13 protein-coding genes are annotated in these 12100 nt (G+C 71.8%); 4 read left to right on the forward strand and 9 right to left on the reverse strand.

Going from position 1 to position 12100, the window contains the following annotated elements; genetic code table 11:
- Nucleotides 1–34: 34 nt before the first annotated feature.
- The 5 genes from mraZ to ABZX37_RS43255 form a co-directional block, all read right to left on the reverse strand.
- The gene (gene mraZ, locus ABZX37_RS43235; RefSeq protein ID WP_009080393.1) at nucleotides 35–466 is read right to left on the reverse strand and encodes a division/cell wall cluster transcriptional repressor MraZ; all 432 of its coding nucleotides are present in this window, start codon (nucleotides 464–466) and stop codon (nucleotides 35–37) included.
- Between the two features lie 752 nt (nucleotides 467–1218).
- Nucleotides 1219–1917, reverse strand: coding sequence for an ESX secretion-associated protein EspG (locus ABZX37_RS43240; protein WP_354749856.1), 699 nt, complete (start codon nucleotides 1915–1917; stop codon nucleotides 1219–1221).
- On the reverse strand, nucleotides 1914–2495 hold the full coding sequence (locus ABZX37_RS43245) for a PE-PGRS family protein (protein WP_354749858.1): 582 nt from the start codon (nucleotides 2493–2495) through the stop codon (nucleotides 1914–1916). Before ABZX37_RS43245 ends, ABZX37_RS43240 begins: the two co-directional genes overlap by 4 nt.
- Nucleotides 2496–2517: 22 nt before the next feature.
- Nucleotides 2518–3063 carry a DUF3558 family protein gene (locus ABZX37_RS43250; protein WP_354749860.1) on the reverse strand — a complete coding sequence of 182 codons (546 nt, stop codon included), beginning with the start codon at nucleotides 3061–3063 and terminating at the stop codon, nucleotides 2518–2520.
- Nucleotides 3056–3421 carry a hypothetical protein gene (locus ABZX37_RS43255; protein WP_354749862.1) on the reverse strand — a complete coding sequence of 122 codons (366 nt, stop codon included), beginning with the start codon at nucleotides 3419–3421 and terminating at the stop codon, nucleotides 3056–3058. The genes ABZX37_RS43250 and ABZX37_RS43255 overlap by 8 nt, the downstream gene beginning before the upstream one ends.
- A 265-nt stretch (nucleotides 3422–3686) precedes the next feature.
- Here ABZX37_RS43255 and ABZX37_RS43260 point away from each other — a divergent pair, with 265 nt between their 5' ends.
- The 3 genes from ABZX37_RS43260 (at nucleotide 3687) to ABZX37_RS43270 (ending at nucleotide 8691) form a co-directional block, all read left to right on the forward strand.
- Entirely contained in the window at nucleotides 3687–4751 is a 1065-nt protein-coding gene (locus ABZX37_RS43260; protein WP_354749864.1) for a MoxR family ATPase, read from the forward strand.
- A gap of 33 nt (nucleotides 4752–4784) precedes the next feature.
- Nucleotides 4785–6056, forward strand: a complete 1272-nt coding sequence (locus ABZX37_RS43265; protein ID WP_354749866.1) for a DUF58 domain-containing protein — start codon at nucleotides 4785–4787, stop codon at nucleotides 6054–6056.
- A 76-nt stretch (nucleotides 6057–6132) separates the two neighbouring features.
- A complete protein-coding gene (locus ABZX37_RS43270) occupies nucleotides 6133–8691 on the forward strand; it encodes a DUF3488 and transglutaminase-like domain-containing protein (RefSeq protein ID WP_354749868.1) in 2559 nt (852 codons plus the stop codon).
- A gap of 6 nt (nucleotides 8692–8697) precedes the next feature.
- Here the strand turns inward: ABZX37_RS43270 and ABZX37_RS43275 are convergent, their stop codons facing one another.
- The 3 genes from ABZX37_RS43275 to ABZX37_RS43285 are packed head-to-tail and all read right to left on the reverse strand — an operon-like array spanning nucleotide 8698 to nucleotide 10929.
- Nucleotides 8698–9462, reverse strand: coding sequence for an NAD(P)-binding domain-containing protein (locus tag ABZX37_RS43275; RefSeq protein WP_354749870.1), 765 nt, complete (start codon nucleotides 9460–9462; stop codon nucleotides 8698–8700).
- 31 nt (nucleotides 9463–9493) lie between these two features.
- Nucleotides 9494–9940 carry a hypothetical protein gene (locus tag ABZX37_RS43280; protein WP_354749872.1) on the reverse strand — a complete coding sequence of 149 codons (447 nt, stop codon included), beginning with the start codon at nucleotides 9938–9940 and terminating at the stop codon, nucleotides 9494–9496.
- Between the two features lie 47 nt (nucleotides 9941–9987).
- Nucleotides 9988–10929 carry an alpha/beta hydrolase gene (locus tag ABZX37_RS43285; RefSeq protein WP_354749874.1) on the reverse strand — a complete coding sequence of 314 codons (942 nt, stop codon included), beginning with the start codon at nucleotides 10927–10929 and terminating at the stop codon, nucleotides 9988–9990.
- Nucleotides 10930–11057: 128 nt separating this feature from the next.
- Here ABZX37_RS43285 and ABZX37_RS43290 point away from each other — a divergent pair, with 128 nt between their 5' ends.
- Nucleotides 11058–11711: a helix-turn-helix domain-containing protein gene (locus tag ABZX37_RS43290; RefSeq protein WP_354749876.1), complete on the forward strand. Its 654-nt coding sequence runs from the start codon at nucleotides 11058–11060 to the stop codon at nucleotides 11709–11711.
- A gap of 206 nt (nucleotides 11712–11917) precedes the next feature.
- Here ABZX37_RS43290 and ABZX37_RS43295 read toward each other — a convergent pair.
- A partial coding sequence (locus ABZX37_RS43295; RefSeq protein WP_354749878.1) for a hypothetical protein occupies nucleotides 11918–12100 on the reverse strand: 183 nt, incomplete at its 5' end.

Below are 12100 nucleotides of genomic sequence, written 5' to 3' on the forward strand. Positions count from 1 at the left end.
TCCCCCGACGACGCAGGTTCGCCTGAGGCGTCTCCTAGAAGACGCCCGGCAGAACTTCCTCCCGAGCCTGTGCGTAGCTGTCCTCGTGTTCGTCCAGGTAGCCCTGCCACGCCTGGGCGTCCCAGATTTCGAGCCGGGTGATCGCGCCGATCACCACGCACTCCTTGTTCAGCCCCGCGTACCGGCGCAGCTCCGGCGCGATGGCTACGCGCCCTTGCCCGTCCGGACGTTGCTCGTCCGTCCCGGCGAACAGGTAGCGCTGGTAGGCCCGCACCGCCTCGTTCGTGAACGGGGCTTCGGCGACCTTCCTGGCCATCTGCTCGAACTCGGCACGGGGGAAGACGAAGAGACAGTGGTCCTGCCCCTTGGTGACCATCAGCCCGCCTGCCAAGGCTTCGCGGAACTTCGCGGGCAGCGTGAGCCGCCCTTTGTCGTCCAGCTTCGGGGTGTGGGTGCCGAGGAACACCGGCCTCCACCTCCCTACCGGATCCGGTTGGCTCCCCGCCCGGTTCCGGCTCGGGGGCTCCCTTCCGCCCCACTGGCCACCACCGTACCCCACTTTTCACCACAGTCAACGAGTCTTGCGCGCGTGCCACTCCGTCGAGTGGCGCGTTTGCGCAGGTCACGGAGGTGGGTCCAGGTGGGGGCCGGGTGGGGGGACCGTGGCGAAGATCCCCCGCACCGGGGTCTTCCGCAACCTCGGGACGCGTGAAACGTCCGAGTTTCGGCAGCGTGGGGACCGCTGGTGGGCGTCGGTGGGGGAACCGGTGGGGGCTGGTGGGGACGCGGGTGGAGCGGGGTGGGGAACCTCGGTGGGGCCCGGTGGGGGCGTCGTGGGGAACTCGGTGCGACGGCGCTGCGACAGGCCGGGAGGCGAGGTGGGGGCGTTGTGGGGAGCCGGGTGGCTCGGCCGAATTACACGGTGGGGGCTGGTGGGGACACGGGTGGAGCGGGGTGGGGAACCTCAGTGGGGCCCGGTGGGGGCGCGGTGGGGAGCCGGATGGCTCGGCCGAATTACACGGTGGAGGCGGGTGGGGGTCGCTGTGCCGCGCGGGCAGTGATCGGGAAGCCACTCACGAGGTCTGCCTGGGCATCGCAGGCTTCGAGCCTGGCGCCTGCCACCCCGCGCCAGCGTGCCAGTCGTGTCGCGAGTGCAATGCCGGTGAGAACCGGCATCAACACGCACGAGCGACTGTCCACTTCAGACCCGCCGGAGGGTCAGCCGGGCAGCAGCTCCATGACCCGCTCCACGAGCCGCGGGCTGTCGACCGGCGACACCGTCACCCACTCCTGCCCGCCGCGGCCCGGCGAGGACACCGCCGAGTAAGCCCCGGCGTCCGTGTCGAACCACGTCAGCCCGCCGGTCCGGGACAGTTTCCCCGCCCGGTCGCGGACGTGGACGGTGAACTGCCCCGCCGCGTACACCGGCCGGGATTGGATCGCCCGCAGCTCCTCCCCCTGCGCGCCGCTGGGCGGCTCGCCCGCCGCGGGCAGCCGGACGCCGTAGCCGGGACCGGCCGAAAGCTCGGGTAGCACGTCGACGATCGCCGAGGCCAGTTCGCTTTCCCCGATGCCGCGCACGCCGATCGTCCGCGCCGGCTGCACGGCCAGCACCGCGTTCCGTCCCCGGATCGCCGCGACCGCGCGGAACGGTTCGTCGGCGGTCATGTCCGCGAGCGCCTCGCACTCCACATACCGGTCCGCGGACGCCAGCAGCCGCAGGCTGTTCTCCAGGGCGGCGTCGAGGCGGCCGTCGAAGAGGCCGCGTTCGCCGAGGTTCCGGTAGACCTCCGCGCGGATCGCGGACCGGTCGGCGTCGGTCTCCCCGACGCTGCGCACCGCCAGCGGCGCGGGCGGCGCGTCGAGGCCGAGGTCGGCCCAGACGATGTCGAACGCGGACGCCGAGAGGCTGATCAAGCCGGCCCCGCGCCGAGCGGCGGGACCGCGGGGAACTGGCCCTCGGGCAGGAGCCCGCGCAACGCCGTGTCGCGAGTGCGCAGGACGTCGATCGCCTTCTGCCGGGCGGCCTCGGCTTCGGCACGCCGCTCGTCCATGGCGGACGACAGCCCGGCCAGCCGCACCAGGTTCCCGCTCGCGGCGGCGGAACGGATCATCGCCGCCGGGTCGAAGTCCACCGGCGCGGGCATGTCGGCCCGGGCCCGCGCGGCGACCTCGGCCTGTCCCTGCACGGCTTCCCCGACTTTCGCCGACACGACGGAGGTCTCGGCCAGCCAGCCGGACGCGGTGCCGAGCACCTTCCGCATCGCGTCGCCCGCGTCGCCCTGCCAGGATTCCTCGCTGCCCGCGGACAACGCGACCAGCCCGCCGATCGAATCCTCGAGCTGTTGCGACAGCCCGGCCCACCGCGTGCCCGATTCGCCTGCCGCGGCCGGGTCGTTGCCGTCGACCGCCTGCGCGGCGAGCGCCGCGTGGCTGAACGCTTCGTACCGGGCCGTCGGCTCGGGGGCCGGGGCCTCAGCCGGGGTGTCGGTCACGACTTTCCTCCTCGCACGGGGTTCACGGCAGCTTCGGCTCGAGCAGTCCGGCCACGTCGCCCGCCCGCGAGCAGGCGAGCGCGGAGTCGGCGAAGTTCGCGTTGTTCACGTCGACCTGCACGCTCTGCGCGCCGCCGACGTCGAGCAGCACCGCGCAGGTGCCGCGGCTGCCGGACACCTGGAACGCCTGGTGCGAGCCGACGTCTTTCCTGGTGCGCTTGCCGTCGGAGAGGTCGAGGTTGGCCAGTCCGTTGGTTTCGTCGAGGGTGACGGTGACGCCGAAGGTCGAGGGCACCGTCCAGTCGCAGGCGCGCGCCTCGCCGATCGTCTTCGGCTTGCCCTGTCCGGTGAGCCCGGCCGACGACCGGTCCTGCGGCGAGAGCAGCGTGCACGGGTCGAGCTTGGCCAGCGAAGGAGCCGACGAGGACGGCGGTGCGGGAGCAGGCGGGCCTCCGTCCGCGGGAGCGGCGTGCGAGATGCCGGGCATCCGGCCGCACGAAACCAGCACCGCAAGCCCGGCGAGCGGGAGAAGAAGGAGCGCGGCGCGCGCCGCGAAACGGTCAGCCACCGGCGCAGTCCACGCCCTCGGCGGCTTCGCTGTCCTGGTCGCGGTATTTCTCCAGCGCGCCGCCGATGCGTTTCTTCAGCCCGGCGATCTCTTTCCCGAACGCGGTGAGCTGGTCGACCGCCGACCCGTCGCGGCCGAGGCCGTACTTCGCCATGAACGCGCCGACCTCGCCGGCGTACCCGCCGCCGAGCGGCACCGACCGGCCGAGCACCGCGGCCTCGCGGACCATCTCGCCGACGACGTCCTGCAGTTCGCCCAGCTTCGAATACGTCGCGGACGCCAGTTCGGGCGTGACCGCGAACCGGCCGCCGGCCAGTCCCGGGAGCCCGGCTTTCCGTTCCGCCTCGGCCTCGCTCATGCGCGGATGCACCTCTTCCGACGTCGAACCGTGGTCGGGCGACTTCGTTTCGGAGCATACGACAGTGCATACGGTCAGCGGGATCACCTGAAAATGCCTCATAATCACCCGTAAGAAGGAGTGCCGGGGTGGCTGGGCGTCACCATGAAACGATCTCGGGGTTCCGCCGCCCAGTTCTCCCGGGTTTGACACACTGGGGAGAACGCTGGACAAGGCGCGCATCCCCGCCGGTTCGCGTCCAGCTATTGCGCCACCAGGAGGTCGAGTGACGTCGAGAATCCAGTCCGCTTCCCCCGCCGGACCGCACGGCAACGGGTCCGGGCAGCCGCCGTACCCGGCGGTCGAGTCCGCGGACGGGCTGGCTCAAGTCCCGGCGGCCGGGCTCGGCGAACTGCACGACACCGCCCGCCGGATCGCCGCGAACGTGGAGCGCGTCCTCGTCGGCAAGCCGGACGTCATCCGGATCGCGCTGGTGACCCTCCTGGCCGAGGGCCACCTGCTCGTCGAGGACGTGCCGGGCGTCGGCAAGACCTCGCTCGCGAAGGCGCTCGCGCGCTCGATCGACTGCACCGTCAGCCGCGTGCAGTTCACCCCCGACCTGCTGCCCAGCGACGTCACCGGCGTCTCCATCTACAACCGGCAGACCGGCGAGTTCGAGTTCCGGCCCGGCCCGGTGTTCGCGAACATCGTGGTGGGCGACGAGATCAACCGGGCCTCGCCGAAGACGCAGTCCGCGCTGCTGGAGTGCATGGAGGAGCACCAGGTCACGGTCGACACGAGCACGTACACGCTCGGCGCGCCGTTCATGGTGATCGCGACGCAGAACCCGATCGAGATGGAGGGCACCTACGCGCTGCCCGAGGCCCAGCGCGACCGGTTCACCGCGCGGGTGTCCATCGGCTACCCCGACCAGCAGGCCGAACTGGCCATGGTCGACGAGCATTCCGGGCACAATCCGCTCGCGGACCTGACCCCGGTGTCCGACGGCGAGACGATGCTGCGGCTGATCGAGACCGTCCGCGGCGTGCACATCGCGCCGGAGGTCCGCCGGTACGCCGTCGACGTCGTGTCGGCGACCCGGCAGGTGCCGGAGATCCGGCTCGGCGCTTCGCCGCGCGCGACGCTGCACCTGGTCCGGGCCGCGCGGGCGCAGGCCGCGCTGTCCGGGCGCGACTACGTGGTGCCCGACGACCTGCACACGGTCGCCGTGCCCGTGCTGGCGCACCGGCTGGTGCTCACCACCGAGGCGCACGCCGCCCGCCGTTCGGCGACCGACGTGGTCCGCGCGGTGCTGCACCGCGTTCCCGTCCCCCAGGGCTCGGCCCGCTGAGGCGCGTCCCGCTACCCGAAACAGGGAATCCGCATGCTGCGCGCGCTGTCCGGCCTCACCACCCGAGGCCGTTGCCTCCTCGCCGCCGGGATCGCGGCCGCGGTGTGCTCGCTGGTGCTCAACGAACGCGACCTGCTGCGGGTCGCGGTGTTCGTGGTCGCCCTGCCGCTGCTGGTCGCCGCCTACATCTCGGCCACCCGGCTGCGCCTCGGCGCCGCGCGCGCCTTGCGCCCGGACCGGGTCGCGGCGGGCACGACCGGCGAGGTCGACCTGGAACTGTGGCGCAGCGGACGGCTGCCCGGCGGCGAGGTGCTGCTGGAGGACGGCGTGCCGTACGCGCTGGGCTCCCGGCCGCGGTTCGTGGTCGAACGGCTGCCGCACGACCGACGAGTGCTGCTGCGGTATCCGCTGCGGCCGGCCATGCGCGGGATCCAGCAGGTCGGCCCGCTGCGCGCGACGATCACCGACCCGTTCGGGCTGTGCGAGTTCGAGCGGGAGCTGATCGGCCATTCGCGGCTGGTCGTCGTGCCGCGCGTGGTGCCGTTGTGGGGTCTGCCCGGCGGTGCCGGAGCGGGAGCGGGCGACGACGGAAGCGTCCGGCTGCATTCCGGGCAGGGCGAGCCGGACGTGATCGTGCGGCATTACCGCACTGGCGACGACATGCGAAAAGTCCACTGGCGTTCGACCGCGCGCCGCGACGAGATCATGGTCCGCATCGAGGAACGCCCTTGGCGCGGCGGCACAACTGTGTTGCTGGACCACCGCGCGGCGGCGCACCACGGGAGCGGTCCGACGGCGAGCCTGGAGTGGGCGGTGTCGTTCGCCGCTTCGGTGTCGCTGCACCTGCGACGGACCGGCCACCGGGTCCGGCTGGTGACCGAGCACGGCGTCTCGCTCGCGGACTCTCCCGGCGACGGCGGCGAAGGCTACGACAACCTGGTGCTCGACGCGCTGGCCGCACTCCAGCCGGCGCACCAGCGAGACGTGACGCTCGGCCACGATCCGGCCGAAGGACAGGAACTGATCGCGATCCTGGGCACGGTGAGCGCGGAATCGGTCCACGAGCTGACCCGGTACCGGGCGCGCGGGGTCCGCAGCCTCGCCGTTCTCCTGGACACGCCGACCTGGGCGGGATCGGCCTCGCCGGACCACCTCGCCGCCGCGACGAAGGAATCGGCGGAGCTGCTGCGCGGAGCGGGCTGGGGCGTCGTGGTGGCCGGTCCGAAGACGCCGATGCCCGAGGTGTGGGGACTGCTGTGCAGCGCGGGCACCCATCGCTCAACGGTGATCGGCGGAACGCGATGAACCTGACGACGACCGTCGTGGGTGGCAATGCCGGTTCTCACCGGCATTGCCGCTCACGAGCACGCAAGGGGACCCGATGACCACCACCGCTCCCCGCCCGTCCGGCGCGCCGCCGATCCCGCACACCCCCACCCCGCAGCCGACCGATCCGCCGCCCGCGTGGCGGAGCAGCGTGCTGCCGCCGATCGCCGCCGGGCTCGCGACGCTGTGCGCGGCCACGTCGCTGACCAGCGTCGTCTCCGGATGGGCCTGGTTCGGGTATCTCTTCGTCGCCGTCGTACTCGTCGCGGGCACCGGCCTGGCGTTGCGCTCGCTGCGCGCGCCGACGGTCGTCGCCGGGTTCGGGCAGCTGCTCGTGCTGCTCTTCCTCATCACCGGGGCGTTCACGACGCAGGGCATCCTCACGATTTTCCCCGGCCCGACCGCCTTCGGCGAACTGCAGGCCACGCTCACCGCGGCGGCCGACCAGATCCGGACCGGCCTCCCGCCGGTCGACAGCACGCAGCCGATCCTCTGCCTGGTCACGATCGCGGTCGGGCTGGTCGCGGTGCTGGTCGACACGCTCGCCGTCGCCGCCGCGGCGCCTGCCGCGACCGGGCTCGTGCTGCTCTGCGTGTACGCGGTGCCCGCGGCGCTGTCGGACGAACTGATGCCGTGGTGGACGTTCGTGCTCGGCGCGGGAGCCTTCGCCTGCCTGCTCGCGCTCGACGGCAACCACCGGCACCGCCGCTGGCGCAACCGCGACGCGCCCGGGTCCGGCAGCATGCTGCGGCTCGCGCAAGCCCCGGTGGCCGTGGTCAGCTCGGCGATCGTGCTCGGCCTGCTGGGCGGCGGGATCACCGTGGTCGGGACCGTCGGCAAGATCCCGTTCGGGTCCGGCCCCGGCGGCGACGGCGACGGGACCGGCGGGTTCGGCATCGCGCCGTTCACGCAGTTGCGCGGGCTGCTCGACCAGGGCCAGAACACCGAACTGTTCCAGGTGCGAGGCCTCGGCGCGGACCGGCGGCTGATGCGCGCGTTCACCTTGGACACCTACACCCCGAACAAGGGCTGGGGCCTGCGCGCCGGCGGCCAGGCGCAGTCCGGCGTGCTCGCGAACAGCACGCTGCCCGCCGCGCCCGGCGACGACGGCACCGGGGTGTCGCGGCAGATCCAGATCCAGCCGACGCGCTGGGTCGACAACTGGCTGCCGGTCTACGGAGCCCCGCGCGCGCTCCGGGGCGTGCCGCCGCAGTGGCTGTACGACCGGGTCAGCGGCTCGGTGTTCACCACCGCGAGCGAACCCGCGCCCGCCTACGTGGAAACCGCGTCGCTGAAGGAGCCGACCGCCGAGGAACTGCGGGACGCCGCGCCGAAGTCCGACGAGGTCCCCGCGCTGTACACGCGGATCGGCCAGGTCGACCGGCGGGTCTCGGCGCTGACCGACCAGCTCACCTCGGGCAAGACGAACAACTTCGACCGGGCCACCGCGCTGTGGCAGTACTTCAGCGCGCAGAACGGTTTCGTGTACGACACGAAGACCGCCGACGCCACCGACGCCGACGCGCTCGCCGACTTCATCCTCAAGGGAAAACGGGGCTACTGCGAGCAATACGCGTCGGCGATGGCGGTGATGCTGCGGGTCGCGCACATCCCCGCGCGCGTCGCGATCGGCTTCACCCCCGGCGTCGCCAAGGGCGACTACCAGTCGATCAGCTCGCAGGACGCGCACGCGTGGGTCGAGGCGTACTTCGGGGACAAGGGCTGGGTCAGCTTCGACCCGACCCCGCTCGCCGACGGACGCGGCATCGTCCCGCCGTACCTCGAGCAGAACACCCACAACCCGCAGCAGCCCAACGCGACCGACGACCTCCCGACGGCCCCGCGCTCGGCGTCGCCGTCCACCGGCGCGTCGGCCGACAAGACCCACGACCAGGCCGCGCCCGCCGCGCCCGCGGACACCGCCCCGGACGACAGCTGGCTGACCTGGCTCGCGCTGACCCTGGCCGTCCTCGGCGCCGCGGCCGTCGCGGCGGCTTACTTCCTGCGCCGCCGCCCCCGGCCCGGCTTGACCCCGTCCGGTGTCCCGCCGGGAGCCGCACCTGAGGGCAACGTGCTGGTCAGAAACCCCGTCACCGCACCGACTCCGCTGCACCTGGCCGCCTTGTGGCTGCCGCTGACCGGAGCCGTCCTGCTGGTCGCCGCGATCGGCCTGCTCGCCGGGACCGTGTCGTGGTGGTTCGCCTTGGTCGTCGTGCTGATCCTGGCGGCGACCGGCGGCCCCGCCGCGATCCGGGACCTGGTGCGCCGCCGCCACCTCCAGACGATCGCGACGCACTCCCCCGGCGCGGCCGACGCGGCGTGGCGCGAGCTGAAAGCCGAGTGCGCGGACCGGGACCTGCCGATCGCCGACAGCGACACGGTCCGCGTAGCCGGCGGAAAGATCGCCGAACGCCACCGCCTGGACGAGCCGGGCCGAGAGGCTTTGCGCACTGTGCTGGGCGCGGTGGAACGCAGCTGGTACAGCGACGAACCGGCCCCGGACGCGACGTTGGAGCCTGCTTTCGGGCAGCTGCGGGACAGTCTGCGCCGGACAGCTCCGTTGTCGATGCGGGGACGGTTGTTCCCCCGGTCGGTGCTTCGCCGACGGCGGTGAACTCGGTTACCGCAGATCGGCGAGGAGACCGTCCAGTGCTGTGGCGAGAGCCGTGGCGTTGGGCTGGTCGAACCACGTGGTGCGGATCCGCTCGTTGTTCCCCTTGGGCGTCTCGTGGTCGGCGGCAAGCTGATCCAGGGTGCGGCTCTCGTCATTCAGCGCGCGGCCGACGTTTTTGAAGAGGCCGCGCACATACCGGTCGGCGACGTCTGGCGAGATGCCGTGGCCGGCGGCCCACGAGGTGAGCGTGCCGAGGTACGCGTAGTGGGCAGTGAAAGTCCCGGTCAGTGCGGAGAAGACGTTGAAGTCGTCCTCGTCGGCGACGGAGAGCGCCCCGCCTAGCTGTGTGAAAAGAGCGTCCACCGCCGGGTGCGAAGGGCAGGTCACCGTGACAGAGCGACGCTCGCGCACGGCGGGCAGCGGAATGGCACGGACGATCGGGGCACCGGTGGCGAGGGTCCGGCGCAGGTCGTCGATGGCGACACCGGCCATCAGGCTGACAACAGTCTTGTCGTCACCCACCTTCAACCCGCCGAGTACCTCGCGATGGTCCTGGCGGCGCACGGCAATGATCACCAGGTCCGCGCGGTCGACGACCTCCTGATTGTCGGCGCACACCTGGACGCCCTCGAAACGCTCGGACAGTTCGGCGGCGACGCGGACTCCCCTGGGAGAAAGGAAGATCTCCGGTGCCGCACCACCTTCGCCGCGCAAACCCTCGACGACGGCCTTGCCGATCTCGCCCACGCCGATGATGCCTATCCGCTGCATTGGGTTGTCCTCCATGGTGCGTCGTGGCTCGTCACGTCGTCCGCCTTCCGGTCCGCAAGGCGACCGCGAGAACGCCCGCCAGGCAGGGAATCGTCCCGGCCCAGCCCAGTTCCGGCGGCAGGCCGGTCGCGCCGGAGGTGTCCTTGGCCAGCAGTCCGGCCAGTCCGACGCTTGTCCCGAGCACGAGCAGGACGCTCGCGGCCGGGCGGGCCCATTTCTTGCCTGCTTTGACGGCCCAGGCCGCCGTGAGCCAGCCAAGGACGCCGAGCGCTCCGATCGCGGACAACACGACCAGGTAGGTGGTGACGGCCGAGTCGACCTGTGCCGGGGAATAGGAGGGGTAGCCGGTCCGGATGTGGTCAGCGAGCAGGTGAGTGGTGCCGCGGTCGAGGTAGACGGCGACCGTCGCGAGGACGGTGAGCGCGAGGCCCGCGTACATCGCTGCGAGCGGACCTCGTGTCTGAAGTCGTTGTGTCATCAGGATCTTCTCTCGTTTCCGGTCATGGCGCGGCAGCGCTTTCGCTGTCACTTCGCCAGAGCTGCACGGAGGAACGCGACGATCTCCGCCTGAGCGGCCTCGGCTTGCGGCTCCACGCCGGGCAGAGTGAGGAACGCGTGCTTCGCGCCCGGGTATTCGGTAAGCCGCACCGAGGTTCCCGCCTCGCGCAGCCGCTCGGCGTAGCGGCGGCCATGGTCGGCGACCGCGTCTTGGGTTGGCGCCACCACGAGCGCCGGGGCGAGCCCACTTAGGTCCTCTGTGGACAGTGGCGAAACAGCGCTGGCGTCGGCTCCCGGCGGGACGGCGAGCCGCTGGAAAAGCTGCAGCAGCGGCAAGGCCCGGCTCGGGCGGTATGCGTATTCGGCGATCGAGGGGTAGTCGAACATCGTCTCGGTGACGTCGACTACCGGGTTGACCAGCACCTGCGCCTTGAGTTCCAGACCGGCTTCCCTGGCGCGGACGGCCGCCAGCGCGCTGATCAGCGCTCCGCAACTCTCCCCGAACACTGCCGCGCGCGCCGGGTCGACACCCCACTCCGCCGCCTGCTTCGCCACGTGGCGAAGCACGTCCCAGCCATCGTCGGCAGCATTCGCGAGCGGGCTGCCAGGAGCAAGGAGCCGGTGCTCGACCGAAACGACGACCGCGGGCAGCCGTGCGGCGAGGTGACTGTTGGTCCAGTCGCACTGCGCCGCCGTGCCCACGAAGCCACCTCCGTGGACATGGACCACCAGCGGCAGCCCGGTTCGGTCTCGCGCTGGCCGGTAGACCCGCACCGGCAGGTCGCGGCCAGGCAGCGCGATCTCCCGCCACTCGATCGCGGCATCGGGATGCGGCTTCCCCAGAATCGCCCGCGCCGCGCCGGAGGCCCGGAAGCGGTTCTCCGCCTCGCGGTAGACCAGCAGTTCCTCGGTCGTGATCACCGAGAAATCCGGCTCCGGCGGGCGCGCCGCAGCAGCGAGTTCACTCATGTTTCCTTCTTCCCCAGTCGAGACGCCGGGTGCGGCTCGGAGTCCGCCCAGCGCTTTGTCCTCATTATGCACACACCGTGTGCATCGGCAAGTGCATAGGCTATGCTGAGCCGGACGAGAGGGGCGAGATGACTGGCCGCAGGCGATGGTCGACCGACGAAATCCTGGACACGGCGGCGGACCTGCTGCGCACGAGCGACGCCGAGTCGTTCAGCGTCCGCAAACTCGCCGCGGCGCTCGGGACCGATCCGTCGAGCCTCTACCGGCATTTCCGCAACAAGACCGAGCTGCTGCGCGCCGTCGCCGACCGGATCCTCTTGGCCGCCATGGACGGCTACCGCCCCGAAGGCGACTGGAAGCAGCGCATCACCGCACTGGGCCTGCGCCTGCACGCGGCCTTCGGCGAGCAGCCCCAGCTAGCGACGGTGTGGGGCCGCTACGCCTCCGGCGGCACCGGATCCCGGCTGGTCATGGAGGAACTGCTGCAGGCCCTGCGCGCGTCCGGCCTGCCCGACGAGCAGGTCCCGGTGCGATACCACCGCATCGTGATCCTCCTGGCCGCGCTGATCGCGTCCGAGGCAGGCATCAGCACCATCACCGCGGAGGAGTACGAACAGGGCTTGGAGCAGTTCCGCGTCGCGGTGCTCGGCGCTGATCCCGAACGGTTTCCCGCGTTGGCCTTCTTCGCCCGCGACGTCCGCCCCCTCGGAGCGGACCGCCACGCTGCGTTCGAAGAAATCCTCGCCGCGCAGCTCGCCCAGATCGAGGCCGAGATCCCCTGATTTCGCAGGTCCGGCGCAGAAGCAGTGGCCCGAGGAAGCCGGGGGTTTGTTCAGACCGATACTCCCGGCCGCCCGCAGGCTAGGCACCTGAAGCCATTCCGACCAGTCCCGGGCTCGGACGGGCAACCGCACACGCCGAGGTCACCGCAACGGCCCGCCCGACCAGCCCGGGCCGCCATCCGAACCGGCATGGTCAAAGCGTTGCTTCAGAACCGTTCCCACGGCAGGCCGGATCCAGCCACCGCGCCAAGCGTCTCCGACAGTCGCCCGGGGACGCCGCGCACCCGGCTTCCGGCTTCCGGCTTCCGGCTTCCGGCTTCCGGCTTCCGGCTTCCGGCTTCCGGCTTCCGGCTTCCGGCTTCCGGCTTCCGGCTTCCGGCTTCCGGACG

The sequence above is a fragment of the Amycolatopsis sp. NPDC004079 genome (assembly GCF_040610415.1).
GTDB lineage: Bacteria > Actinomycetota > Actinomycetes > Mycobacteriales > Pseudonocardiaceae > Amycolatopsis > Amycolatopsis halotolerans.

What these genes read in the sequence shown, in the direction of transcription:
- ABZX37_RS43255 (WP_354749862.1), bottom strand. Translation starts at nt 3,421, where the DNA reads ATGAGCGAGGCCGAGGCGGAACGGAAAGCCGGGCTCCCGGGACTGGCC.
- ABZX37_RS43265 (WP_354749866.1), top strand. Translation starts at nt 4,785, where the DNA reads ATGCTGCGCGCGCTGTCCGGCCTCACCACCCGAGGCCGTTGCCTCCTC.
- ABZX37_RS43270 (WP_354749868.1), top strand. Translation starts at nt 6,133, where the DNA reads ATGACCACCACCGCTCCCCGCCCGTCCGGCGCGCCGCCGATCCCGCAC.
- ABZX37_RS43275 (WP_354749870.1), bottom strand. Translation starts at nt 9,462, where the DNA reads ATGCAGCGGATAGGCATCATCGGCGTGGGCGAGATCGGCAAGGCCGTC.
- ABZX37_RS43280 (WP_354749872.1), bottom strand. Translation starts at nt 9,940, where the DNA reads ATGACACAACGACTTCAGACACGAGGTCCGCTCGCAGCGATGTACGCG.
- ABZX37_RS43285 (WP_354749874.1), bottom strand. Translation starts at nt 10,929, where the DNA reads ATGAGTGAACTCGCTGCTGCGGCGCGCCCGCCGGAGCCGGATTTCTCG.
- ABZX37_RS43290 (WP_354749876.1), top strand. Translation starts at nt 11,058, where the DNA reads ATGACTGGCCGCAGGCGATGGTCGACCGACGAAATCCTGGACACGGCG.